Origin of the sequence: Leeuwenhoekiella parthenopeia (assembly GCF_020782115.1) — a bacterium.
GTDB lineage: Bacteria > Bacteroidota > Bacteroidia > Flavobacteriales > Flavobacteriaceae > Leeuwenhoekiella > Leeuwenhoekiella parthenopeia.
The window spans coordinates 132837-155794 of record NZ_JAJGMW010000005.1 but is presented as its reverse complement, the minus strand read 5'-3'; the positions used below and the strand labels follow the sequence as shown (position 1 = coordinate 155794).

The following is a 22958-nucleotide window of genomic DNA, read 5'->3' as shown; positions in this document are numbered from 1 at the left end:
TCTATGTTTTTAAGATACTTCAATTAGATTTTCGATGATTTGCCCTATAAATTGCCAAAAATAGAATAATTAGAAAATGCATTAGCTAAACTGTATATTTGCAGACTAAAGTTGACCTTATTTAGGTACTTAAACAGATGGGTTTTCGATTTATACCATTTTTGGCTGTCTAAAAATTGCAAATGAATCGGGAGGCCAATGCTTAAACAAGGCAACGCTGATGAAGAACGTCTATGAAGAACATTCGCAATTTTTGCATTATCGCTCACATTGATCACGGGAAAAGTACGCTTGCAGACCGTCTGCTAGACTCTACAGGTTCTGTAACCGATCGTGAAAAACAGGAGCAATTACTTGATAATATGGATCTGGAGCGCGAGCGTGGTATTACCATTAAATCGCACGCCATTCAGATGAATTATATACACAACGGTGAGCCTTATATTTTAAATCTCATCGACACTCCGGGACACGTGGATTTCTCCTATGAAGTGTCACGAAGTATTGCTGCCTGTGAAGGTGCTTTGCTTGTGGTTGATGCCGCACAGAGCATACAGGCGCAGACCATTTCTAACCTGTATCTGGCTCTTGAAAACGATCTGGAAATTATTCCGGTGTTGAATAAGGTTGATTTGCCCAGTGCAAACCCCGAAGAGGTGACCGATGATATTGTAGATCTTTTGGGTTGTAACCCCGAGGATGTAATCCCTGCCAGTGCTAAAACCGGCATTGGTATCACCGAAATCCTTACTGCGATTATTGAGCGTATTCCGCCACCGAAAGGAAATCCTGACGAGCCTTTACAGGCCTTGATTTTTGACTCGGTTTACAATCCATTTAGAGGGGTTGAAACCTATTTTAGGGTATTGAATGGTGAGATTACCAAAGGGCAGAACATCAAGTTTATGGCCACCGGTAAAACCTATTTCGCAGACGAGGTAGGAACTCTCAACCTAAAACAAACGCCGAAAAAAGTAGTCAAAACAGGCGATGTAGGTTACCTCATCACGGGTATTAAGGAAGCCAAAGAAGTAAAAGTGGGGGATACCATCACCGATGCGAAAACGCCCACAACCAATATGATCGAAGGTTTTGAGGATGTAAAACCGATGGTATTTGCCGGAATTTATCCGGTAGACACCGAAGATTATGAAGATCTGCGTTCTTCGATGGAAAAACTGCAGCTCAACGATGCGTCTTTAGTATTTCAGCCCGAGAGTTCAGCGGCATTAGGTTTTGGTTTCCGTTGCGGATTCCTGGGGATGTTGCACCTGGAGATCATTCAGGAACGCCTGGAACGTGAGTTTGATATGACCGTGATCACGACCGTACCTAACGTATCGTATCACGCGTACACCATAAAAGATAAGCAAACGCCAATACTGGTTAACAACCCTTCCGATTTACCTGATCCTTCGGGGATGGACCGGGTTGAAGAGCCCTTTATCAAGGCAAGTATCATTACTAAAGCCGACTTTGTAGGTCCGGTAATGTCCTTATGTATCGAAAAGCGGGGACAAATCACCAATCAGACCTATCTTACACCTGAGCGTGTGGAATTGTCATTTGATATGCCTTTGGCCGAAATCGTATTTGATTTCTACGACCGCCTGAAAACGGTTTCTAAAGGCTATGCCTCTTTTGATTATTCGCCAATAGGCATGCGGGCTTCCCATCTGGTAAAAGTTGATGTGCTCTTAAATGCAAATGTGGTTGACGCGCTTTCAGCTTTACTACACCGCGATAATGCCTATGATATCGGCAAAAAGATGTGTGAGAAGCTAAAAGAATTGATCCCGCGTCAGCAGTTTGATATTCCTATTCAGGCAGCGATTGGAGCCAAAATCATCGCACGGGAGACCGTAAAAGCCCTGCGTAAAGACGTTACGGCAAAATGTTATGGTGGTGATATTTCGCGTAAGCGAAAACTACTCGAAAAGCAGAAAAAAGGTAAGAAACGTATGCGCCAGGTGGGTAACGTAGAAATCCCTCAGGAGGCATTTATGGCCGTACTTAAGCTTAACGATTAAGATGAAATTAACCAAAATACAACTCACGGGTCTTGGCCTTATCGTGATTTGCGGTGCTCTGAGTCAATGGACAGCGGCAAAGGAAAGTCAAACTCTGGTTTGGATTCTCGCAATTGGTGCTGTTGTGGGGGTCGCTTTTGTAGTTTCAGATTACTTTAGCCGCAAATAAACCGGCATTAAAAACAAAAAAAGCTTCCTGAAAACGGAAGCTTTTTTGTTTGGTATTCATTCGGGTATTAATACTGTTCCAGTTGAATGCGCTCGCTATTGGTATAGCCCGACTTTAGCGCCGCCTCCACAATTTGAATATCCCGCAAACCTTCAATGCCGGGTGCAATGACAGGCGTATCGTTTAAAATCGCAAGTGCATCATCATCCATTTGCAGGGCTTGCTGGTTGCAATTGCAGGGTGGTAACTTTTTACCATCACTGGTGCTTCCCTGAACGCCATTATAACTCTGAAATGGGGATAACTCGTAGTCTCCGTTTTCACAATTTACCTTCAAAAAATTCACATTATCAGCATAAGTAACCCTGGCTGTGGTCTTTAAGCCACCTGGAAATTCTACATCAAGCCAGGTAATTTCAGGTGCTTTATTGAGAAACAAATCCGGTCTTTGGGTCTCGTGACGTGCGGTAAGCGATAGTGGCTCCAGACCCGTCGCATAACGCAGCGCATTAATATTGTAAACACCCATATCGTAAATGGCGCCACCGCCTTTAGAACCATCCAGACGCCAACCGCCGCCCGGGCCTATGCGCCAGCCTACTTCAGTATCTACATTTTGAATGCTTCCGTAGGGCTTTGTTTTGGCCCACTTCATTATAGTTTGGGTATTTTCCTCGTGCTGCATACGATACCCGATAGCTAATTTGACTCCGTTTTTATCGCAGGTTTCCATAATTTCGCGGCATTCTTCAACCGTCATCGCCATCGGTTTTTCACAGAAGACATGCTTTCCGGCGTTAGCCGCCATCACGCTGTATTTTTTATGTAGAAAGGTGGGCGTTACGATGTAGACTACATCAATTTCCGGATTATTTGCAATCTCAGGCAATGTCTCATAACTGTAAATATTTTCGTCCTTTATACCGTATTTCTGCTGCCATTGCTGAATTTTCCCGGGACTTCCCGTTACAATACCCCGCAGTTCAATATGTTCGGTTTGTTGCAGGGCAGGAGCCAAATTGTTAGTCGCATAGCTACCCAGGCCCAGTAAAGCAACACCCAGTTTCTTGTTGGGTTTAGAACAGGCATAATAGGGTAAAGGCAAGGTAGATGCTGCGAGAACAAGACCTGATTTCTTCAAAAAACTTCTGCGGGTACTCATAACTTTTTTGTTTTCAAGTTAATGAATGCCCAATCAATACAGAAGAGCTTTCTAAAAGCTTAGGAAAACTTTAAAGTTCGTTTTCATCGATCTTTGGTTTGACCGGCATTTTCTCAGGATCAAAAGGCTTGCCGAGGTAAACCAGCTTGATATTTTCAAAACTGTCTATCTCAAGCTCGTTGATGTTCGATTTTAAAATCTCAAGTTCGCCTGATTCCTGTTTTAAAAATATAGGTACCATGTTTCGATCTTCCCGGGTACTCTTAACAAGCTTCTCAAAATCTTCTTTGGTCTTAACCTCAATTTCCTGGATGGTTGGATGTGCACGGGCTACTTCGGTAAGTCGAATAAAGTCATCGGTAGGCGAGAAAAGACCCTCATTTGGAGCATCGGGACCGCGCATTTCATCTGGAGTAATGAGCCTGAATGAGCCGTTTTCACCAAAAATATTTTTAAAACGCTTGATCGCGTAGTCGTTGATATCCCCGTTTCCGGTAAGTGCCATCAGGTAACCCACGTCGTTCAGTTCGATATTGTTCATCAAACTGTCTGAATAAATACTTTCTTCAATAGCCTCGAGGCCGCGCTCCTTGGCTTTTTCAATATTGTAACTGTTGCTGTCTACCAGTACCACATGGCGGCCATTTTTCATCAGGTATTCACCTATAATACGCGAAGCTTTTGAAGCGCCAATGATCACAATACCCTTAGATTCGGTAAGGAAGACACCTACAATTTTAGCAAAGAGACGGGCTGTGGTGGCATTTAACAATACCGTACCCAGTACAATCATAAATACCAGCGGTGTGATGTATTCTGCCCCTTCAACGCCTTCACTTACCAGCTGTAAACCAAAAAGGGAAGCAATACCCGCAGCTACAATACCGCGCGGACCTACCCAGCTTACAAAGAGTTTTTCGTTAAACTTTAAACCGGAGCCTTTCGCACTTAGGAACACTCCAATAGGTCGTAGAATGAACACAACAACGGCAAAAAGCAAGGCTGCTTTCCAGGTATACACCAGGTATAAATCCTGCATTTCGATATTTGCGGAAAGCAGAATGAACAGCAAAGAGATAAGCAAAACGCTCAAAGACTCCTTAAAGTAGAGGAGTTCTTTGATGTTGGGCAGTTTCATATTCCCCATAATGATTCCCATCACCACAACCGAAAGCAGACCGCTCTCGTGAGCAAACAAATCGGAGAGTACAAACACCCCAAGCACTGTTGCCAGGGTAAATACATTCAATAAATAATGCGGAATCACATTGCGTTTGATTGCAAATGCGAGTGCGTGTGCAAAGGTAAAACCGAAGGTAAACCCAAAAAGTACAATCTTACCAAACTCTTCAAGAGCGGTGATGGTAAATTCACTACCGGCACCTACACTGATAAATTCAAAAACCAATACGGCTACCAAAGCACCTATGGGATCAATAAGGATACCTTCCCATTTAAGAATGGCTGAGATGTCTTTTTTAAGCGGAATGTTTCTAAGAATTGGGGTTATAACCGTAGGTCCGGTTACAATAATCAATGCCGAAAACAGAAAGGATATTCTTAGACTCAGGTCAAAAATATAGTAGGCTGCTGCTCCTGCGCCAAAGAAGGTTACCAAAGAACCCACGATAATTAGTTTGGTAATTACCGGTCCCACATTTTTAATCTCGCTAAAGCGTAAGGTAAGACCTCCTTCAAAGAGTATTATTCCGATAGCCAAAGAAACAAAGTTAAAAAGCCGCTCCCCGGGGAATATGCCTGTTTCACCGTCCCAGATGGGTTCTATCCACTTGGAGCCGTCATAGGTAAACAAGGTTGAAATAGGCCCTACAAAAAGCCCGATTAAAATAAGAGGTAAGATCGCAGGTATTTTAAATTTCCAGGCAACCCATTGTGCCAATATACCCAAGATTATTATTCCGCCCAGTTCTAACATGAATTTCGATTTTTTGCTATGATACGGCTTTAAAAATTCATTTTAAAGCCCGATTTTGCTATTCTTTGTTAAATATAGCTTAATTCGCCAAGGCTTAAAATTTGATTTAACGCTGTTTTAGTATTTTGCACAACTTTGTTTATCCTGAAGCCGCAAAATTTTCAGCTTCCTGCATTAAACTACCTCAGGGCAAGCCCGGGAGGCATTCGTTAAAAACAAATTTTCATTTTCGAGGTAAGCCTCGTGGTATTAGCTCTTTGGAGGTGCCATTTAAAAATCAGTAGTCCGTTTATGGTCATTCACGCAATAGAAGCCGGTAATTTTAAATTAGACGGAGGCGCTATGTTTGGAGTCGTCCCAAAATCACTCTGGACCCGCACCAATCCCGCAGATGCAAACAATATGATTGATATTGCCGCACGCTGTATGCTCATTGAGGAAGGCAATCGCCTCATTCTTATAGACACGGGAATGGGCGACAAGCAAAGCGAAAAGTTTTTTGGCTTTTACTATCCCTGGGGTGATGATACCCTTGAGAAATCGTTAAAATCTAAAGGTTTTCATCCTGACGATATCACCGATGTTTTTCTCACGCATTTACACTTTGACCATTCCGGAGGCTGCATAAAATGGGCTGAAGATGGTAAAACTCCGGTTCCGGTTTTTAAAAATGCAACCTACTGGAGCAACAAAGATCACTGGGAATGGGCCACAAAACCCAATGCCCGGGAAAAAGCGTCTTTTTTGAGCGAAAACATCTTGCCCATAGAACAAAGCGGGCAGCTTCGGTTTATTGAAAAAACCGGAAAAACCTTTCTTGAAAATAGCGATCTGGGCTTTGGTATTTTATTTGCAGATGGACATACCGATAAACAGATGATTCCGCATATAACTTATAAAGACAAGACCCTTGTTTTCGCAGCAGATTTGTTGCCAACGGCGGGTCATTTACCCTTACCGTATGTGATGGGCTTTGATACGCGGCCCTTGCTTACTTTGGGCGAAAAAGAAGAATTTTTAAACCAGGCGGCAGATCATAACTATTATTTGTGGTTAGAGCATGATGCGCATAACCCCATAATCACGGTAAAACATACCGAAAAAGGAGTGCGGCTTGATCAAAGCCTCAGAATTGAAGACGTACTCTAACGAAAACTTATACGTGACTCAAATACAAAACCTAAATTTTAAATATAAATACATACAGATAATGAAAAAATCCCTGATTGCAGCATTTGGAGCTGCATTGCTTATCGCCGGTTGCGATACACCTGCAAAACTGATAAGCGTCCCTGTTGAAAATGTTGACCAACTTCCCGTTAAAATAGCCGATCTGGATGAGGAGCAACTCAAAGAATGGCCCGGAAAAGACATTAAAGAAGATACCATTCCCGGGATGAGTGTTGAGAAAACCTACGACGAACTTATAAAAGGTCAGGGATCTTCCGTAATTGTTGCGGTTATAGACAGCGGTGTTGATATCGAGCACGAAGATCTGGATGGTGTTATCTGGACTAATGCAGATGAAATTCCAAACAACGGAATTGATGATGACAAAAACGGCTACATCGATGACATTCACGGTTGGAACTTTCTGGGCGATATCGTTGCCGAACAACTTGAAAAAGCGCGTATTGTACAAAAATATGACGCTCAGTTTAGCGGAAAAACATTAGATCAGATTCCGGCTGCTCAAAAAGAGCTTTTTAAAACCTATACTAAAGCTAAGGCAGAAGTTGAAAAAGACCGCAGTGAGCTTGAAGATCAAATCACCCAATACCAGGGTCTAATGGCTGCTGTAAAAACCGCTCATACCGAAGTTTCTCAAAAACTAAATAAGGAAGATTATACTGCCGAAGAACTTGCGGCTCTTCCTGCAGAAACGCAGATGGAGCAGCGCAACAAGGCTATTCTTACCCAGATGCTTACCTATGCAGATACTATTCCTGAATTTATGGAAATGCTTACTGAGCAATTAGAGAGTATGCAGGAGCGTCTGGATACCAATTACAAACTCAACGCTAATTACCGCAGTGTGCTGGGTGATGACCTTAACGATTTAAACGATACCAATTACGGTAATAACAACGTAATAGGTCCGGATCCGGAAGCAGCCCGTCACGGGACTCACGTTGCCGGTATTATCGCTGCAGAACGCAACAACGGTATTGGTATGAACGGGGTGGCTAACAATGCAAAAATTATGGTGGTTCGTGCCGTTCCTGACGGGGATGAGTACGATAAAGACATCGCCTTAGCAATACGCTATGCCGTAGACAACGGTGCAAAAGTGATCAACACCAGCTTTGGTAAATACTTTGCTACAAACCCGGAGTGGGTATATGAAGCCATTAAATATGCGGCTAAAAAAGATGTATTAATTGTAAATGCAGCCGGTAACGAAAGCATTGACCTCGATGGCGGCGATACCGTTTATCCTAACGATCAGCTTGATAATGTAACTGAATTTGCTGATAATGTGATTACGGTAGGTGCGCTGAACTACAAATACAGTGGCAAATTAGTCGCAAGTTTTTCAAACTACGGAAAATCAAATGTTGACGTTTTTGCTCCCGGAGTTCAAATCTGGTCTACCGTTCCCGGTAATGAATACGAGTTTTTACAGGGTACCTCGATGGCCGCTCCCAATGTTGCCGGTGTGGCAGCGATGTTACGCTCGTATTACCCGCAATTCTCTGCTGCTCAGATTAAACAAATCATTATGCAGAGCGGGATCACCAGCAATATTCAGGTATCTGCCGGTGGTGATGCTGACGTGATAAAACCCTTCAGTGCACTTTCAAAATCGGGCGAAATGGTAAATATGTATAACGCCTTCAAAATGGCAGAGTTATCTACTAAAAAGTAATAATTATGGAATTAAAAAAAGCAATTCAATCTACCTTCTGGAGTGCTTCGGTACTTGTTTTGGGTTTAATCCCTGCAAGTACTTCGGCACAAAATAACACCTCCTACTGGCAACAGCATGTGGACTATAAGATGGAGGTTGATATGAATGTTGAAGACTACAACTATACCGGTAAGCAGGAGTTAGTTTACACAAACAATTCTCCCGATACCTTAAATCAGGTATTTTACCATCTGTATTTTAATGCCTTTCAACCCGGCAGTGAGATGGATGTGCGTTCGCTTACCATCAAAGATCCCGATCGTCGTGTGATGGACCGGATTTCAAAACTGGAGCCGGACGAAATTGGTTTCTTAAACGTAAACACGCTTACTCAGGATGGAACGCCCTTAACGTACGAAGTTGCAGGAACCGTTCTAGAGGTTAGCCTGGCGAAAGCTATTGCGCCGGGCGAAAGCACAACCTTCAATATGGATTTCAACGGGCAGGTACCTGTGCAAATACGCAGAAGCGGTCGCAACAATGCCGAAGGTGTAGCACTCTCGATGACACAATGGTATCCTAAACTGGCTGAATACGACTTTGAAGGATGGCATGCAGATCCGTATATCGCTCGTGAATTTCACGGCGTTTGGGGTGATTTTGATGTGAAAATCAGCATCGACTCTGAGTATACGGTAGGAGGTACCGGTTACCTTCAAAATACCGAAATAGGTCACGGCTACGAAGAGCCCGGTCAAAAAGTAGAAAAGGCCAAAAAAGGAAAACACACCTGGCATTTTGTAGCGCCTAATGTGCATGACTTTACCTGGGCTGCAGATCCCGACTATATTCACGATAAACTTACTGCTTCAGACGGTACGGTATTGCACTTTTTCTATAAAGACAACAAAGACATCATTGAAAACTGGAAGAACTTACAGCCTAAAACCGCTGAGCTTTTAGCCTTTTATAATGAAAACGTAGGCCCTTATCCTTACGACCAGTACTCGGTAATTCAAGGAGGTGATGGTGGTATGGAGTATGCGATGTGTACCCTGATCACCGGAGAGCGCAGCTTTGGCAGCCTTGTGGGTGTGACCGCTCACGAGATGGCACATACCTGGTTTCAGTTCTTGCTGGCTTCAAACGAAGCCAAGCACGAGTGGATGGATGAAGGTTTTACCAGCTATATTTCTGACGAAGCGATGAATGTGGTAATGGATGAAAAGAAGCCTAATCCACAAGCCGGGAATTACGCATCCTATTTTAGACTGGCAACCAGTGGTATTGAGCAACCTCAAACGACGTATGCAGACCGTTATGAAATGAATGCCGCTTACGGAGCTTCGGCTTATTCTAAAGGCGCTGTGTTTTTAGCACAACTGGGCTACATCATTGGCAAGGAAAATCTGGATAAGACCATCAAAACTTATTTTGATGAGTTTAAATTCAAGCATCCCACGCCTAATGATGTGAAGCGCGTTGCCGAAAAAGTAAGCGGAATGCAGTTAGACTGGTACCTGGTAGACTGGACACAGACCACTAACACCATTGATTATGCGATTAAAAATGTAGAGGAAGTAGACGGTAAAACTCAGGTAACTCTGGAGCGTAAAGGTCTTATGCCAATGCCGGTTGACTTTTACGTCAATGTAAAAGACGGCGACAACGCAGAAGGAATAAACGAGTCTTATTACATTCCGTTGCGGATGATGCGTGCCGAAAAGCCTAACCCATTCCCAAATATGGAACGTACCCAATTGCCGGATTGGCCCTGGGCGTATCCAACCTATACGTTTACTATAGATAAGCCACTTTCTGAAATCAATTCAATGACCATTGATGCTCAGCAATTGATGGCAGACATCGACCGAAGCAACAACAGCTGGAATCAGCCTGCTGAATAAACTTTCGGAATAATCTTAAAGTCTAAAGCCGTTTCAAAATTGAAACGGCTTTTTTCATTGGAATCTACGGTCTGACTTTGCCTAATTACCGTTCCGTTTAGTTTGTTGCTATCTTTACACCTAAATTTTTTCGCCTCTGGCTAAACTATGAAGCAAACTTTCCCTAAAAAAGAACACTTAAAACGGAAAAAACTTATCGACGCCTTGTTTACCGAAGGACAGAAAGTAAGTGCCTATCCCTTGCTTTTGGTTTATAAAACTTCGGCTTTGCCTGAGGAAGGGGTTTCTATACAGGCCGGAGTTTCTGTAGCCAAACGCAATCACAAACTTGCCGTGACCCGAAACCGTATAAAACGCATTATGCGAGAGGTTTACCGAAAAAATAAACAGGATTTTCAAACAAACGGCTTAACTTTTGCGTTTATGTTTATCTATACCGGCCGCGAGGTCATGACTTATGAACAGCTCGAAAAAGCCATGCTTAAGCTCATTGCAAAGTTCAACGCCGCGCAAAACGAAATAGATGATTAACCGTTAAACCTATTCTTTATGAAAATACTGGGTTTTTGGCTGCTGAGTATGATTTATATGTGCTCAAGCGGCAGTTCTGATGAATCCTATGCAGCTGCTGATGCTGCTTACGAAGAAGAAATGGCTCAGCCGGAACTGGCTGATGATGTAGAAGCTGATGTGGAGCAAAAAATCATTAAAACCGGGAATCTTCGGTTTGAAACTCAGGATTTAGCCGAGACCCGTGCCCAAATTCTTAAGGCTGTAAACACGACTAAAGGCTATGTTGAGAACGAACGTACCGGTAAAGACTATCGCGGCAGTTATCAGGAACTGCAACTGCGCGTTCCTGCTGAAAATTTTCAACAGGCGCTCGAACTAATCTCCCAGGGTGTTGAATTCTTTGAAGAAAAATCAATAAGTCAGCGCGATGTTACCGAAGAATTTATTGACGTGGAAGCCCGTCTTAAAGCCAAACGCGAACTCGAAAACCGGTATCTGGAGTTGCTTAAAAAAGCCTCATCAGTAAAAGAAATTTTAGAAATTGAGCGTGAACTTTCGGTTATACGCGAAGAAATAGAATCTAAGGAAGGAAGGCTTAAATACCTTTCAAAACAGGTTTCGTACAGTACCCTCAACGTGTATTTTTATAAAACCGAAGTGGAAAGCGGCGTGACCAAATCCTACGGTTCAAAAATGCTACAGGCCGTAAAAGGCGGCTGGCAGGGGATCTCAACCTTTGTTTTGGGGTTGATCTATATCTGGCCGTTTATTATTCTGGTGATTCTTGTTATCTTTCTCATTCGCCGCTGGCAAAAGCGCAAATCCCAAAAAAATACGCCTAAATCTTAATTGAAAATTGCTTCATCTATGAAAAAGAGAATCCTCATCGCCGCTGCTTCGCTGGCTATTTTAGTTACTACCGTAAGTTTTAAAAGTGACTTTTTTGAAATCGCCAAGCAGATCGAAATTTTCACCACCTTGTTTAAAGAGCTCAATATGAATTATGTTGATGAGGTAAACCCTGCACAACTTATGGATAGTGCTATAGAAGGGATGCTGGCCGACCTTGACCCGTATACCACATACTGGACCGAGCAGGAGGTTGAAGATGCACGCATTAATAATTCAGGGGAATACACCGGTATTGGAGCTTCGGTATTGTCACGTAACAAGAAAATCACCATAATGGAAGTCTATGAAGACTATCCGGCTGATAAAGCCGGTCTTCAGGCGGGTGACGAACTCGTTAAAATAGGGGATATTACCATTGCAGATTTTGAAGACGATGCAGGCGATTTGCTTCAGGGAGCTCCCGGAACCAGTATTCCCATTACCTATAAACGCCAGGGTAAACTTCAGAACACCACACTTACCCGTGAGGAAATAGATATTCCGGCAGTGCCTTTTTATTCCCTTATAAAAGACAATATTGGTTATGTAGTGCTGTCTAAATTCAATAAAAAAGCTTCCGCAGAAACAGCAGCTGCCATTAAAGAGCTGAAAGAACAGGGAGCTACTTCCATAATTCTCGACTTACGCGGCAATCCCGGTGGTTTATTAACCGAGGCCATCAACGTAAGCAATCTGTTTTTACCCAAAGGAAAATTGATCACCACCACAAAATCGGTTATTGAAAAGTACAATCAGCAATACTATACGCGCAACGAGCCCCTGGATACAAACATTCCTGTGGCGGTGTTAATAAACGGTCGCAGCGCATCGGCCAGTGAGATCGTTTCAGGCTCTCTGCAGGATTATGATCGCGCGGTGATTGTAGGAGCCCGAAGTTTTGGTAAAGGTCTTGTACAGCGCCCTAAAGAGCTTACGTATGGCACGCAGTTGAAGATTACCATTTCTCGGTATTATACGCCCAGCGGCAGATGTATTCAGGCACTTGATTACTGGAACCGTGATGAGCAGGGAAATGCCATACGCACCGATGTTGCAGATTACAATGCATTTAAAACCAGCACCGGTCGTACGGTTTATGATGGGGGCGGAGTACTTCCTGATATCGTAGTAGAGTCTGCTAAACTCAGCGCCATCACCGAAGCTTTGTTGAAAGATCAGGCGATTTTTGATTTTGCTACAAACTATTTCTACACGCATAAAATCGAAAAGCTAAGCGATTTTAAATTTACTCAGGCCGACTATGCAGCTTTTAAACAATTTCTGGAAAAGCAGGACTTTACCTATGAAACCCAGACCGAAAAAGAACTGGAAGAAGCCTATCTCAATTCGGAAAAAGATGACTTGCAGAATGCTATAAGTACCGAATATGCCAATCTGATGAAAGCGATTGATGCAACGAAGAAGCGGGAACTAGATGCGAAAGAAAACGAGATTTCTAATCTGATTATTGACGAACTCGTAAAACGTTATTTCTACAGACAGGGTTTATACGAATACCAAATAGATCATAATGAAGAGATTGCAGAAGCTGCAAATGTGGTAACCGACGCCTCAAAATACCGCAAAATCTTAAATCAGAATTAATTCTATTTTAACCCAAACACACCCATTTACAACAATTTTTTTACAATACCATACATAAACAGGTGATTTTAACAGTTTTAAAGCAGATTTTAACCTCAGCTTAAGAGTTAATTAGATCTAAAAGCTTATTATTTAGTATGATAACTTTAGATAAGGATACAGACAAGAATACACAGATTTTGGAACAGGCAATAGGATACCTGGAAGACCGCGGCTTTGAAAACATAAAAGCAGATACGGAAGGCTTCGAAAGTCCTAAATCATATATCAAAAAAGGGAGTGAAGTAAGTATTACTCCAGATATTGTGGCTGAACGTGATGGTGAAAAACACATCTTTGAACTCAGCTTAAAATCTAAAAAACCCCGTTTACTTAAGTCGAAATGGTTATTTCTGGACGTACTTAGTAGTATGAAGAATTTTAAATTTAAAATTATGACTACCAGAGGCCATTATAAGTTTACTGATGAAACGCTAAGTAGCATCAGTCTCGATAAAAAACCTATGAAAATTTAAAATAAGTATCTAACATACTTGACCAAAATAGAAAATCCGCTGTAGAGCGGATTTTTTTTTAGTTTCTAAGCATACGTATATGGGGTATGTTGTCTTCGAGATAGCCTTCACCAAATTCTATAAACCCCAGGTCATTGTAAAATTTCTTCAAATATACCTGAGCAGATAATTCAATTTCTTTGGTATCAAACTCATCCTGCAAAACCTTTATGGACGCGTTCATAATATCTTTACCATAACCATATTTACGGTAATTTTCCTTTACGATTACTCTTCCTATACTTGCCCGTTCAAAATAGTCACCCGGTTTGAATAAACGTGTATAAGCAACAAGTTTACCATTCGCATAACCCAGAACGTGCAGGGCTTTTTGATCTTTACCATCAACATCCTGATAGGGACAATTTTGTTCGACTACAAAAACTTCGGCACGCAATTGTAAAACCTCATAAAGCTTCTGCAGACTAAACTCTTCAAATGTTAGTATTTCAATATTCATCTTTTTAAAATTCGTTTTCCGCAACTAATCAAGGCTTAAATAATTCTGTTGACTATCTATCCCTGAATTTCTTTTAGGGTCTTTCTACGGGCAAACTTAATGCTGAACAATCAGTTTTTTATCATCTGTCTTGTCAAATTCAGGCTGAATGTTCACATGATTGATTCCGCATTCGCGAGCATAGGCTTCAATTTGATCTAATATAAGATCAAACTCACTCATGGTGATATCAGCTTCCAGGTCTATATGTGCCTCCAAATGGGTTTGGTTTTCATTCAGCTGCCAGATGTGCATGTGATGTATATTCTTTACCTGCTTTATTTGCTTTACATGGTCCACAAAATGCGTGAGTTCAACATCATCGGGACTAAAAAGCATCAGGACCTTAAACGAAGATTTCAACAGACCGTAACCCATAACAAGGAGGTAAATACTGATGGCGAAGGTTAGTAAAGGGTCTATCCAATACACTTCATAAACGCTCATCAAAATTCCGCCAACTAAAACCGCCACAGAAGCCATCATATCAGTTAATAAATGCAAATAAGCCGACTTCATATTCATATTGGTGTCGCTGTCTTTTTTAATTAACAACACACTAAAGCCGTTTACAAGGATTCCCAGCGCTGCCATCCAGATCACGATAGAAGATTCAATGGGTTCGGGGTTTAAATAGCGTACCACGGCTTCTTTGATAAGGAGTAGTGCTACAACAATTAGTGTGGCAGCATTGATGAAAGCGGCAAGTATTTCGGCACGTTTATAACCAAAGGTTTTATCTAGAGATGCTTCTTTTTTAGAAAGCAAACGGGCAATGTAGCTCACAATCAGAGAAAGCACATCGCTTAAATTGTGTGCAGCATCTGAAAGTAAAGACAAACTTCCCGAAATAATACCGCCTATGGCCTGCGCCAGCGTTATCAAAACATTGAGAGCTATGCTTATGAGTAAATTACGCCCGCTTAGGTCAGCACCGTGGTTGTGTTGATGGCTGTGATCGTGTCCCATAAGTTTTAGTTATTAGATTTATAAACGAATACGCTTACAAAGATATTCATAAGCCGGGCTATGCTTACCCGGGATTATTTGATTAACGCTGATTTTAAATCAGTTAACATTTAGTTAACATGACTGTTTATAAGTTGTCATCAAAAACTAACAAGCAAAATTGTTTTTTCGATAAAAAAATTCAAAGCAGAACATACCCCATACGAGTCAAGAAAATCTTCTTAGTTTTTATGGAGAAGTTATGAGACAATTGAGTCTTCATTTTTAATAAATGTTAGTAAGATTTTATCAAAAGAAAGCTGCTGATTTCAGTTTTCAACAATTGTTGACAGCTAATCACAAAAGCTTTAAAATCAAGTATTCCTGATGCTGAAAAACTATCAATAAGCGGTTAATAAATGTCAATAACAAAAAAAACAAGACTTTATCAACCTAAGTTATACCGCTACTAACAAACCATTATAAGCATCAGTTTTAATTTTAAATTTCAAAAAAGAAAAGTGATACTAGTATTAGTTGTTGATAACAACTGTTTTGAAAAAAGTGAATGGGGTATTTTAATGAAGGCAAAAAAAAAGACTCTTAATTTAGAGCCTTTAAAATCTTTGATGAACGATACCTAGAAGATCGAATTTACGTAGGAGATGACACCTAAAAATCCAAGGATGAATATGGTGAAAAATAGAATGACAACCGAATAACGTTTAATCTGAATCAATTTCATAACTCAATTATTGGAAGTTTATAGGAGACAAATTTAATATAATTTTAACAGGAATAGCCTATTCTAAAATTATTTAAATATGAAACTTAGGTTAAGTTTTGGTCTGATTATTAGACACTAAGTAAAGATTAACTAAATCTTTACCGTTCAGTTTCTTATAAGTAGCGTACGAAAGCTTACTTTTACAAAAGTTAACGCTCTGCTAGGAGTACGATTAAATTTCCCCTACCTTGGGAAATCTTTAAACTGAATTTTAGATAAGCTAACCTCAAAATCTTAAAATTCATTTCTTTCCGAATAAAAATTTAATACAACGCATTTAATGCCAAATAAAAAACGAAGAAGATCAAGTATAGAACCGGTTGATCTCACACAGAAAATTCTTAAGATACTCAAACAAGAACCGGGAAAATCTTTCAATCATAAACAAATTGCAGCCAAACTCAATGTTGATGATCCCAATAGCCGCAATCAGATTGTAAAAAATCTCTCTCAACTTCAGACCAAAAAACATATTAAAGAGACCGAACGCGGTAAATATACCTTTAGTGCAGAATCACACTATCATACGGGTACCTTAGATAGTACTACCAAAGGTGATGGTTATGTAGTGGTTGAAGGGATGGAACAGGATATTTACATCCCAAAAAACAATATGAACAAAGCCTTAAACGGAGATACGGTTAAGGTTTACGTTTATAAACAACGACGCAGTAAAAAGCACGAAGGGGAGATTGTAGAAATTATAGAGCGCAAAACCGATGAGTTTGTTGGAGTCGTGCAGATGCAAAAGAATTTTGCCTTTGTAAATACTTCTGCAGAAGGAAAGATGCGTACCGATGTTTTTGTACCTAAAAATAAACTCAATGGAGCTCAGGACGGGGAGAAGGTTTTAGTGAAAATTGAAGACTGGCCCGAAAAAGCCGATTCGCCTTTTGGTAAAGTCATTCAGGTTTTGGGAATGCCCGGAGAGCATAATACCGAAATTCACTCCATTTTAGCCCAGTACGGTTTACCACACGACTTTCCGCAGGAAGTAGAAGATTTTGCCAATCAGATTGATACCAGTATCAAACCAGATGAGATCAAAAAACGTCGTGATATGCGCGATGTACTCACGTTTACGATCGATCCTAAAGACGCTAAGGATTTTGATGATGCGTTAAGTTTTCAGGTTTTAGAGAATGGAAACTATGAGGTGGGCATTCACATTGCAGACGTGTCGCATTACGTAATCCCGGGAACCATCCTGGATGATGAGGCTTACGAGCGTGCAACTTCGGTTTATTTAGTAGATCGGGTAGTTCCTATGTTGCCCGAAATACTTTCAAACAATGCCTGTTCGCTTCGGCCTAATGAAGAAAAATATACGTTCTCAGCGGTATTTGAACTCGATAAATCTTCTGGAAAGGTCAAAAATCAATGGTTTGGTCGCACCGTAACCTACAGTGATGCCCGTTTTGCCTATGAAGAAGCCCAGCAGATTATTGAAACCCGAAGCGGAAAAATCCCTGCTGATATTTCCCTTACCGGTACTGAATACACCGCCGATGAAGCCATAGTTGAGGCGACTTTAGAACTCGATCGTTTGGCTAAAATCATGCGCAGACAGCGTATGAAAGATGGTGCGATTTCTTTTGATAAGGTGGAAGTAAAATTCAATCTGGATGAAGATAATGATCCTGTAGGTGTATTTTTTAAAACCTCAAAAGATGCCAATAAGCTGATTGAAGAATTTATGCTTTTGGCCAATAAAAAAGTAGCGGAATTTATAGGTAAACAATCGCCTAAGAAAACCTTTGTTTACCGTATTCACGATGAGCCCGATGATGAGAAACTGGCTGCATTGCAAACTATTGCCGGTCGTTTTGGTTATAAAATGAATCTTAAAGATCGTAAGAGTACGACTTCTTCATTGAACAATCTTTTGAGTGATGTTTCGGGTAAAAAGGAACAAAACTTAATAGATACGCTGGCCATCCGTACGATGAGTAAAGCGGTTTACAGTACCGATAATATAGGGCATTACGGTCTGGCATTTGATTATTACACGCATTTTACCTCGCCTATACGTAGATATCCTGATGTGATGGTACACCGTCTGCTTCAGCATTATCTGGATCAGGGCAAATCTGCAAACCAGGAAGAATACGAGCAAAAATGCAAGCACAGTAGCGAGATGGAATATTTGGCTACCAGTGCAGAGCGTGATTCGATCAAGTACATGCAGGTTAAATTTATGCAGGATCATAAAGATGAAACCTTCCTGGGTGTTATTTCGGGTGTTACCGAATGGGGTATTTATGTTGAAATCATTGACAATAAGTGTGAAGGAATGATTCGTCTACGCGATATCAAAGGCGACCATTTTGATTTTGACAGAGATCAATATGCAATTGTGGGCCGAAAAACCCAACAAATAATCACTCTTGGAGATGAAGTTTATGTGAAGGTTAAAGAAGCAGATCTGGTTAAAAAGCATCTGGATTTCAATTTAGTTAGCGTAAAATCTGCAATTGAAGATTAAGTTACTGTAACAATGCAGTTTTGGTTTTGTCTTTAAAACAGACCAAAATTTTTAGAATTATGAAAAATCAAATTTTAGCCCTTTTAATCTTAGTCACCGGTGCTTTACATGCGCAGGAAAAAGTGGAAGATATAGGTGATTTCACCGAAGTCAAAGTCTTTGACCGTATGCGTGTAAACCTCATCAGGTCTGATGAAAATAAAGTGATTTTAAAAGGGAGAGATACCGAAGATATTGAACTCATCAATAAAGACGGCATACTTAAAATACGTATGGACATCGATAAGATATTTGACGGTAACGAGACTTTTGTAGAAGTATATTTCAATAATCTTAGGGTTATCGACGGTAATGAAGGGGCAGAGATTAATATCAATGAACTTTTAGAGCAGGAGTCTATAGAAATTCGGGTGCAGGAAGGAGCACGGGTTACAGCCGGTATGGATGTGAAATCTGCAACCTTGAGAGCAGTAACCGGCGGAATCATTAGAACAACAGGAAGTGCAAAATATCAAACTGTAGAGATCAACACCGGGGGTATTTACAACGGGAAGGATCTCGAAACCACAGATACCCAGTTGCGTATTCAGGCCGGGGGAGAAGCTGAAATTTTTGCAAGAAGAACTGCTGATATCAAGTTAAGAGCAGGAGGAGATGTATTTGTATACGGTAACCCTACCGAATTGATCAAAGATAAGTTTATAGGAGGTCGCGTTAAGGTGATGAACCAGTAAGATACATAGAGGTCGTAAAAGCTTGTATTCGGTCATTTTATTTATTTTTGCAGGGATATACCTAAATTCTTTTAGGTTTTAAAGAAATTATCGAGGTTGTTTTCCTAATTTGACAATCTTTAACCCCCGCAGTTTTGCGAAAAGACTTTTGATACTCTTAAATGCTACAAGACCTCTCAACAGCGATTCCTCTGGGTTTTTTACTTGCGTTCTTAGTTGGTCCCGTATTTTTTGTATTATTGGAAACAGCTGCTTTAAAAGGTTTTAGAGCGGCATTTGTTTTTGATATAGGTGTCGTGTGTGCCGATACCATCTTTATTTTAATAGCCTATTTCAGTACCAATCAACTTCTTGACAAGCTCAAAGATGATCCCGCATTGTATGTTTTTGGCGGTATGCTTCTCTCGGTTTATGGAGTGATTTCATTTTTAAGAGTGCGTAAAAACAAGCTTGATGATGACGAGCATCCTACCGTGATTATGAGCAAACGTAATTATTTAGGTCTTTTTGTAAAGGGTTTTTTGCTCAATTTTATAAATATTGGTGTACTCGGCTTTTGGCTTGTAATTCTTATTTCAGCAGGACCGGCGCTTGATATGAACCCCGACCGGCTTTTAACTTTCTTTGGCGTGATTTTGTTAACCTATCTCATCATTGATATTTTTAAAATTTTATTGGCCAAAAAACTGCGTAGTAAGCTTACTGTTACTCGTATAGCCCGCATCAAACAGGGAATAAGCGTATTGATGTTACTCTTTGGATTGCTCTTAATCTCTAAAGGAATTTTTCCTTCGGAAGTGCATCAACTGGAAAAACGTATTGAAGAAATCACCCCTGAAAATCAGTTTGGGATAGATAGTTTAGAACTGTAATGCCCCTGATTATCCATTAGAAAAACAGAAAACCTTCGCTTATGGAAGGTTTTTTTGGTTTATAGCTTCCCGAAGTCTCGGGAGAACCGCAGTACGCTTTCGACTTTAAATAATTGAAATGAAAAAACCCTTCCGGTTAAGAAGGGTTTTTGCTGAGGTGTCGAGCGGATTCGAACCGCTGTACGTGGTGTTGCAGACCACTGCCTAGCCACTCGGCCACGACACCCTTTTTATTCAGGACTGCAAATTTAAGTTTTTTCTTTAGATAATAAAGGGATTAACGCTTTTTAGTAAGTGTCACCCCAACAGAAGCTACATCACCACCTATGGGAGGATTGATTTTACGCACGGTTACAGTAGCTTTTTCAAGCTCGGGAATCTCCAAAAATGACCTGTCGAGTATGCGCTGACCCACGTGTTCCAGCAATTTTGAGCGTTGCGCCATCTCTTCCTTGATGATTTTATTCAGATGCACATAATCTACCGTATCGGCAAGTTCATCTGTCACTGCAGGCTTTGTGAGATTTGATTTTACTTTAAGATCTACGAGATAATCAGAGCCTATCTGGCCTTCTTCGATTAAACAACCATGGTAGGCGTAAACCTTTACTTTATTGAGCTTTATTATTCCCATTTTCCTTTTCAGATTAATTCTTCAGTAGTTTTCTAATGTTGAAGTGACGCAAAGATACTATATAGGCCAATCCTTAAATAAATAACAGCTGTTTTAATAACGCTTAGCAAGGCTCAGGCACTGCTATTTTTACTAATTTTACCCGATGAATCGAGATTAATTATCTCAAGGCTAACCTTTGGTTAAAAACAATCTTTCAAATTAAAGTTCGGTCTTTGATTTTAAGATAATTTATTTTCCGGCAGAGCACATCTGCGTTGGTTTAAAGCACAAAACAATTTATGGCAGAAGAATATGTAGCGCTCAATTTTTTAGAGCAGATCGTAGAAGAAGATATTAAAAACGGATTTCCGGAATCTAATTTAAGATTTCGTTTTCCTCCCGAGCCTAACGGCTATTTGCACATTGGCCATTGTAAGGCGATATGCATCAGTTTTGGTCTGGGCGAAAAATACGATGCGCCGGTTAATTTGAGATTTGATGATACCAATCCGTCGAAAGAAGAGCAGGAGTACGTTGATGCGATTCAGGAAGATATCAAATGGCTGGGTTTCAAATGGGATCAGGTTTGCTATTCATCAGACTACTTTCAACAGTTATACGACTGGGCCATTCAGCTTATAAAAGATGGTAAAGCCTACGTAGATTCACAGTCCAGTGAGGCTATGGCCGAGCAAAAAGGTACTCCAACAGAACCGGGTACAAACAGTCCGTTTCGGGATCGTTCTGTAGAAGAAAACCTGGAGCTTTTTGAACAAATGAAAAACGGGAAGTTTCCCGAAGGTGTTCACGTGCTTCGTGCCAAGATTGATATGACCTCGCCAAACATGCTGTTGCGCGACCCCATTATGTACCGGGTTGTAAATAAGGCACACCACCGTACCGGTAATACCTGGCATATTTATCCCATGTACGACTGGGCTCACGGCGAAAGTGACTATTTAGAGCAAATTTCTCACAGTTTATGTTCACTCGAGTTTAAGCCACACAGACCGCTTTACGAGTGGTTTGTTGATCATGTGTATACAGATGGGGTAAAACCCAAACAACGCGAGTTTGCGCGGCTTAATTTAAGCTATACCATTATGAGCAAGCGCAAGCTGCTTAAACTGGTAGAGGAGGGTGTAGTAAGTGGCTGGGATGACCCGCGTATGCCTACCATTTCAGGACTAAGACGCAGGGGATACACACCGGCATCTATTCGCAATTTTATTGATACCGTTGGGGTTGCCAAACGGGATAACGTGATTGATGTTTCCTTACTTGAGTTCAATGTACGGGAAGATTTGAATAAGACCGCACCGCGTGTGATGGCTGTTTTAGATCCGGTTAAACTCGTTATTGACAACTATCCGGAAGATAAGGTAGAATGGCTTGAGGCCGAAAATAACCCGGAAGATGAAAGCGCCGGTTATCGAAAAGTGCCTTTCTCCAAGGTATTATATATCGAAAAGGATGATTTTAAAGAACAGGCAAATAGCAAGTATTTCAGACTTTCATTAGGTAAAGAAGTACGGCTGAAAAATGCGTATATCATTAAGGGTGAATCTGTAGTTAAAGATGCACAGGGTAACATTACCGAAATACATTGCAGTTACGATCCGGATTCTCAAAGCGGAAGCGGTACCGAGGCCAGTCTGCGTAAGGTAAAAGGAACCCTGCACTGGGTTTCTGTAGATCACGCCATAGAGGCCGAAGTGCGTCTTTATGATCGATTATTTAACCACGAATCGCCGGACGGAGATAAGGAAGTTGATTTTATGCATCATCTAAACCCAAATTCTCTTGAGGTGATAACCGGCTATCTGGAGCCCGGTCTGGCCGATGTTAAGCCTTATGAAGGATTTCAGTTTCAGCGAATAGGTTATTTTAATGTTGATAAAGAAAGTACTTCAGAACAGCTTATTTTCAACAGAACGGTGGGATTGCGCGATACCTGGGCCAAGGTTGAATCTAAATCTGAAAATCAGGATAAACCTCAGGAACAACCTAAGAAAAATATTCCTCAGATCCCTGCATTGAATGAGATTAAGAAAGTAGGGAAGAAGCTGGCTCAGATTCCCGATGAAAAGCGGGTTAAAGCTATTACAAGGATTCGCCAACTGGCTAAAGATGTTGATTTCGAAGAATTGAAGGAACTGTTTAATACTTCGGCGAAAAAGGTAGGAACCAGACTGGCAGTTTTAGAAACCTTAATCGTGTTGATAAAACTCGAGAAAGTAGATGCTAATGATCAGGAAGTGGCTGCTTATTTAGAAGAAATGAAAGTTTCCGGTGAGCCTCTTTTAGAAGAATCGGTACAGGCGCTTTAATAATTAATCATCTATAAAGTTTAAAAAAGGGTCGTTAGCATCCTTTTTTAGCATTCCTTTAAGGTTAAT

General features: G+C 40.9%; 18 protein-coding genes and 1 tRNA gene. 13 read left to right on the top strand and 6 right to left on the bottom strand.

From position 1 onward, the window contains the following. Nucleotides 1-233: 233 nt before the first annotated feature. On the top strand, nucleotides 234-2030 hold the full coding sequence (gene lepA / locus LLW17_RS05770; RefSeq protein ID WP_228229311.1) for a translation elongation factor 4: 1797 nt from the start codon (nucleotides 234-236) through the stop codon (nucleotides 2028-2030). A 1-nt stretch (nucleotide 2031) separates the two neighbouring features. Next, nucleotides 2032-2199, top strand: a complete 168-nt coding sequence (locus LLW17_RS05765) for a hypothetical protein (protein WP_228229310.1) — start codon at nucleotides 2032-2034, stop codon at nucleotides 2197-2199. Between the two features lie 67 nt (nucleotides 2200-2266). On the opposite strand, the gene LLW17_RS05760 is transcribed toward LLW17_RS05765, so the two are convergent. Beyond that, a complete protein-coding gene (locus LLW17_RS05760; RefSeq protein ID WP_228229309.1) occupies nucleotides 2267-3361 on the bottom strand; it encodes a Gfo/Idh/MocA family protein in 1095 nt (364 codons plus the stop codon). A gap of 70 nt (nucleotides 3362-3431) precedes the next feature. After that, nucleotides 3432-5297 (bottom strand): cation:proton antiporter, encoded by a 1866-nt coding sequence (locus tag LLW17_RS05755; protein ID WP_228229308.1) that lies wholly within the window; start codon nucleotides 5295-5297, stop codon nucleotides 3432-3434. A 291-nt stretch (nucleotides 5298-5588) separates the two neighbouring features. Here LLW17_RS05755 and LLW17_RS05750 point away from each other — a divergent pair, with 291 nt between their 5' ends. From LLW17_RS05750 to LLW17_RS05720, 7 genes are all read left to right on the top strand, one after another. After that, nucleotides 5589-6446, top strand: a complete 858-nt coding sequence (locus LLW17_RS05750) for an MBL fold metallo-hydrolase (RefSeq protein ID WP_228229307.1) — start codon at nucleotides 5589-5591, stop codon at nucleotides 6444-6446. Nucleotides 6447-6507: 61 nt separating this feature from the next. Then, a complete protein-coding gene (locus LLW17_RS05745; protein WP_228229306.1) occupies nucleotides 6508-8166 on the top strand; it encodes a S8 family peptidase in 1659 nt (552 codons plus the stop codon). A gap of 5 nt (nucleotides 8167-8171) precedes the next feature. Further along, entirely contained in the window at nucleotides 8172-10055 is a 1884-nt protein-coding gene (locus tag LLW17_RS05740) for a M1 family metallopeptidase (protein WP_228229305.1), read from the top strand. Between the two features lie 147 nt (nucleotides 10056-10202). Continuing rightward, nucleotides 10203-10586, top strand: coding sequence for a ribonuclease P protein component (gene rnpA / locus LLW17_RS05735; protein ID WP_228229304.1), 384 nt, complete (start codon nucleotides 10203-10205; stop codon nucleotides 10584-10586). Between the two features lie 18 nt (nucleotides 10587-10604). Next, on the top strand, nucleotides 10605-11417 hold the full coding sequence (locus LLW17_RS05730; RefSeq protein ID WP_228229303.1) for a DUF4349 domain-containing protein: 813 nt from the start codon (nucleotides 10605-10607) through the stop codon (nucleotides 11415-11417). Nucleotides 11418-11435: 18 nt separating this feature from the next. Further along, nucleotides 11436-13064 carry a S41 family peptidase gene (locus LLW17_RS05725; protein WP_228229302.1) on the top strand — a complete coding sequence of 543 codons (1629 nt, stop codon included), beginning with the start codon at nucleotides 11436-11438 and terminating at the stop codon, nucleotides 13062-13064. 137 nt (nucleotides 13065-13201) lie between these two features. Beyond that, nucleotides 13202-13579, top strand: coding sequence for a hypothetical protein (locus tag LLW17_RS05720; RefSeq protein ID WP_228229301.1), 378 nt, complete (start codon nucleotides 13202-13204; stop codon nucleotides 13577-13579). 58 nt (nucleotides 13580-13637) lie between these two features. Here LLW17_RS05720 and LLW17_RS05715 read toward each other — a convergent pair whose 3' ends face one another. Next, entirely contained in the window at nucleotides 13638-14078 is a 441-nt protein-coding gene (locus LLW17_RS05715) for a GNAT family N-acetyltransferase (RefSeq protein WP_228229300.1), read from the bottom strand. A 96-nt stretch (nucleotides 14079-14174) separates the two neighbouring features. Beyond that, nucleotides 14175-15086 (bottom strand): cation diffusion facilitator family transporter, encoded by a 912-nt coding sequence (locus LLW17_RS05710; protein ID WP_228229299.1) that lies wholly within the window; start codon nucleotides 15084-15086, stop codon nucleotides 14175-14177. 1046 nt (nucleotides 15087-16132) lie between these two features. Between LLW17_RS05710 and rnr the strand changes: the two genes are divergently transcribed. The 3 genes from rnr (at nucleotide 16133) to LLW17_RS05695 (ending at nucleotide 19943) form a co-directional block, all read left to right on the top strand. Continuing rightward, the gene (rnr, locus tag LLW17_RS05705) at nucleotides 16133-18337 is read left to right on the top strand and encodes a ribonuclease R (protein WP_228229298.1); all 2205 of its coding nucleotides are present in this window, start codon (nucleotides 16133-16135) and stop codon (nucleotides 18335-18337) included. A gap of 59 nt (nucleotides 18338-18396) precedes the next feature. Continuing rightward, nucleotides 18397-19071: a head GIN domain-containing protein gene (locus LLW17_RS05700; RefSeq protein WP_228229297.1), complete on the top strand. Its 675-nt coding sequence runs from the start codon at nucleotides 18397-18399 to the stop codon at nucleotides 19069-19071. Nucleotides 19072-19232: 161 nt separating this feature from the next. Then, on the top strand, nucleotides 19233-19943 hold the full coding sequence (locus LLW17_RS05695; RefSeq protein ID WP_228229296.1) for a LysE family translocator: 711 nt from the start codon (nucleotides 19233-19235) through the stop codon (nucleotides 19941-19943). Nucleotides 19944-20098: 155 nt separating this feature from the next. Here the strand turns inward: LLW17_RS05695 and LLW17_RS05690 are convergent. Both LLW17_RS05690 and folB read right to left on the bottom strand, forming a co-directional pair. Then, a tRNA-Cys gene (locus tag LLW17_RS05690) sits at nucleotides 20099-20169 on the bottom strand. 51 nt (nucleotides 20170-20220) lie between these two features. After that, nucleotides 20221-20577: a dihydroneopterin aldolase gene (folB, locus tag LLW17_RS05685; protein WP_228229295.1), complete on the bottom strand. Its 357-nt coding sequence runs from the start codon at nucleotides 20575-20577 to the stop codon at nucleotides 20221-20223. Nucleotides 20578-20858: 281 nt separating this feature from the next. Between folB and LLW17_RS05680 the strand changes: the two genes are divergently transcribed. Then, nucleotides 20859-22889 (top strand): glutamine--tRNA ligase/YqeY domain fusion protein, encoded by a 2031-nt coding sequence (locus LLW17_RS05680; RefSeq protein ID WP_228229294.1) that lies wholly within the window; start codon nucleotides 20859-20861, stop codon nucleotides 22887-22889. Nucleotides 22890-22958: the final 69 nt, after the last annotated feature.

Excerpts from the sequence above, each read along its gene's own strand:
- lepA (WP_228229311.1), top strand. The coding sequence starts at position 234 with ATGAAGAACATTCGCAATTTTTGCATTATCGCTCACATTGATCACGGG.
- LLW17_RS05765 (WP_228229310.1), top strand. The coding sequence starts at position 2,032 with ATGAAATTAACCAAAATACAACTCACGGGTCTTGGCCTTATCGTGATT.
- LLW17_RS05760 (WP_228229309.1), bottom strand. The coding sequence starts at position 3,361 with ATGAGTACCCGCAGAAGTTTTTTGAAGAAATCAGGTCTTGTTCTCGCA.
- LLW17_RS05755 (WP_228229308.1), bottom strand. The coding sequence starts at position 5,297 with ATGTTAGAACTGGGCGGAATAATAATCTTGGGTATATTGGCACAATGG.
- LLW17_RS05750 (WP_228229307.1), top strand. The coding sequence starts at position 5,589 with ATGGTCATTCACGCAATAGAAGCCGGTAATTTTAAATTAGACGGAGGC.
- LLW17_RS05745 (WP_228229306.1), top strand. The coding sequence starts at position 6,508 with ATGAAAAAATCCCTGATTGCAGCATTTGGAGCTGCATTGCTTATCGCC.
- LLW17_RS05740 (WP_228229305.1), top strand. The coding sequence starts at position 8,172 with ATGGAATTAAAAAAAGCAATTCAATCTACCTTCTGGAGTGCTTCGGTA.
- rnpA (WP_228229304.1), top strand. The coding sequence starts at position 10,203 with ATGAAGCAAACTTTCCCTAAAAAAGAACACTTAAAACGGAAAAAACTT.
- LLW17_RS05730 (WP_228229303.1), top strand. The coding sequence starts at position 10,605 with ATGAAAATACTGGGTTTTTGGCTGCTGAGTATGATTTATATGTGCTCA.
- LLW17_RS05725 (WP_228229302.1), top strand. The coding sequence starts at position 11,436 with ATGAAAAAGAGAATCCTCATCGCCGCTGCTTCGCTGGCTATTTTAGTT.
- LLW17_RS05720 (WP_228229301.1), top strand. The coding sequence starts at position 13,202 with ATGATAACTTTAGATAAGGATACAGACAAGAATACACAGATTTTGGAA.
- LLW17_RS05715 (WP_228229300.1), bottom strand. The coding sequence starts at position 14,078 with ATGAATATTGAAATACTAACATTTGAAGAGTTTAGTCTGCAGAAGCTT.
- LLW17_RS05710 (WP_228229299.1), bottom strand. The coding sequence starts at position 15,086 with ATGGGACACGATCACAGCCATCAACACAACCACGGTGCTGACCTAAGC.
- rnr (WP_228229298.1), top strand. The coding sequence starts at position 16,133 with ATGCCAAATAAAAAACGAAGAAGATCAAGTATAGAACCGGTTGATCTC.
- LLW17_RS05700 (WP_228229297.1), top strand. The coding sequence starts at position 18,397 with ATGAAAAATCAAATTTTAGCCCTTTTAATCTTAGTCACCGGTGCTTTA.
- LLW17_RS05695 (WP_228229296.1), top strand. The coding sequence starts at position 19,233 with ATGCTACAAGACCTCTCAACAGCGATTCCTCTGGGTTTTTTACTTGCG.
- folB (WP_228229295.1), bottom strand. The coding sequence starts at position 20,577 with ATGGGAATAATAAAGCTCAATAAAGTAAAGGTTTACGCCTACCATGGT.
- LLW17_RS05680 (WP_228229294.1), top strand. The coding sequence starts at position 20,859 with ATGGCAGAAGAATATGTAGCGCTCAATTTTTTAGAGCAGATCGTAGAA.